The 1,463-nt window shown below is 43.5% G+C and carries 2 protein-coding genes; both read right to left on the bottom strand.

Features of this window, described 5'->3' with window-relative positions:
- Window positions 1–31: 31 nt before the first annotated feature.
- Window positions 32–919, bottom strand: coding sequence for an IS3 family transposase (locus ACE1TF_RS20400; RefSeq protein WP_375019467.1), 888 nt, complete (start codon window positions 917–919; stop codon window positions 32–34).
- Window positions 859–1,463 (bottom strand): helix-turn-helix domain-containing protein (locus ACE1TF_RS20395; protein WP_375019465.1); only part of this gene is annotated, 605 nt, incomplete at its 5' end. The genes ACE1TF_RS20395 and ACE1TF_RS20400, both read right to left, overlap by 61 nt.

Raw genomic sequence — 1,463 nt, 5'->3', positions numbered from 1 at the left:
AGGTAGTGACCCCCAAAAGTTAAAGTTTTTATTATGAAGCGGATTGGCTGGTTAAAGTTCGGTATTGGACCGGACTATGACCAGCCAGTTTTAATTTAATTCGATCATGGTTGTAATAATGCATGTACTCATGAATTCGCTTTTCTAATTCATCATAGGAAAGCATGGGCTCACCATAATACATTTCTTGCTTTAATAGGCCGAAAAAGTTCTCCATAGGTGAGTTGTCTTCACATGTAGCTTTTCGAGACATACTTTGAAAGATTTGGTTGTTCTTTAGGGTTTTCACCCAACTCTTGTGCTGATAATGCCAACCTTGGTCTGAATGAATCGTCGCACGGTACTGGCCTTCTTGGCCAATGATTTGTACAGCCTCCTGTAAAGGTTGGAGAACAAAGTCAAGGGTCGGTCGCTTGGCCATATGATACGCAATGACTTCTCCGTTAAAGACGTCAAGAATCGGGCTGAGATAGAGTTTTTCATCCTCTGTACATTTGAATTCCGTTACATCGGTGAATAACTTTTGAAGTCGAATGGTCGAACGAAACCGACGGTTAATCCGATTTTTAGAAACTTTTCCTACCTTCCCCTTATAGGAGCGATACCGAGATTTTCGAACAAATTTTTGGCAAGACAAGCCCAGGATCTTCATCAACCGAAAGACTTTCTTATGATTAATGACCCAGCCTTCTGCTTTGAGTTGGGCATGAATTCGACGGTAGCCGTATCTGCCCTTGTGTTGGTCATAAATCTTTGTGATTCGCTCTTTTACGTCATGATCACGTTCAGGCCGCTGAGCGTGCTTGCGATGATAATGATACGTCGCTTCGGGTAGACCTACACACGATAGAACATCGTTTAGTCTGAATCCTTCTTGGGTGAGCTCGAAGGATAGCGCTGCTTGTGCTTTTCTAGGTATGCACCCGGATTCTCCTGAAAAGCTTTTCTCTTTTTTAAATAAGAAACTTCCAATCGAAGAAGTTCATTCTCTCGTTCTAATTGTTCTTCACGTGAAAGAGGAAGGATTCTTTTTTTTCGCGACTTTTTTGGCATAGGTAGAGGTCCTTTCGGCTTTGGCTCTAAGCCCGCAACCCCCTCAGACTCCATGATTTCTTTCCAAGTCGCAAGTGTAGATCTACGCTTGAGTCCAAAGTGAGTGGCTGTTTCGCTAAGAGAAGCGCGGTTGCTTTTCATCCAGTGTAAGACATCCAGCTTAAATTGAACAGAATAGACCTCCCGCACCTTTTTTCGTTTTAATCCCTCGGCACCCAACGCGCGAAAGACTCGCACCCATTCCACAATGAGGCTATGCGAAGAGATTCCATATTTCCTCGCCAAAGGTTTATATCCGTCGACGCCTTCTAGATACTCTCGGACGACACGCGCTTTTAAATCATCACTATATTTAGTCATAGGAACACCCCAAACGTTAGTTTTAGCTCTAACTTTTGGGGTGCAGCACC

Origin of the sequence: Geomicrobium sp. JSM 1781026 (genome assembly GCF_041949955.1) — a bacterium.
Lineage (GTDB): Bacteria > Bacillota > Bacilli > Bacillales > Marinococcaceae > Geomicrobium_A.
This window is presented reverse-complemented; position numbering and strand designations above follow the sequence as displayed.